Origin of the sequence: Brachyspira sp. SAP_772, from assembly GCF_009755885.1 — a bacterium.
GTDB lineage: Bacteria > Spirochaetota > Brachyspiria > Brachyspirales > Brachyspiraceae > Brachyspira.
In genome coordinates, this window is record NZ_VYIX01000341.1 from 1 (window position 1) to 549 (window position 549).

Sequence of the window (549 nt, forward strand, 5' to 3'; positions counted from 1 at the left end):
ATATCTTTCATTCAAACTACTGAAGGATACCTTCAAGAGAGCCAAGACATCTTACAAAGAATTCGTGAATTAGCTGTACAATCTGCTAACGGTATATATACTGATGATGACAGAATGCTTATTCAAGTTGAAGTTTCTCAATTAGTAGATGAAGTTAACCGTATTGCTAGCCAAGCTCAATTCAATACTCTTAACATGCTTACTGGTAGATTTGCTGACCCTAATKCYGGYGGTGCTCCTGCTGCAAGTATGTGGTTTCACATGGGTGCAAACATGGACGAAAGAAGAAGAGTTTATATAGGAACTATGACTGCTGCTGCTTTAGGTTTACAAAACACTGCTGATGGTACTACTCTTTCTATTTCTTCTATAGACAAAGCTAACAGTGCTATAGGTTTAGTTGATGAAGCTTTAATGAAAGTTTCTAAACAAAGATCTAATCTTGGTGCTTATCAAAACAGATTAGAGCTTACTGCTCAAGGTTTAATGATAGGTTATGAAAACACTATGGCTTCTGAAAGCAGAATAAGAGATACTGATATGGCTGAA

1 protein-coding gene is annotated in these 549 nt (G+C 36.4%); it reads left to right on the forward strand.

Annotated elements, in window-relative coordinates:
* The coding region (locus GQX97_RS14405) for a flagellin (protein ID WP_157152369.1) at positions 1-549 on the forward strand (549 nt) is incomplete at both ends.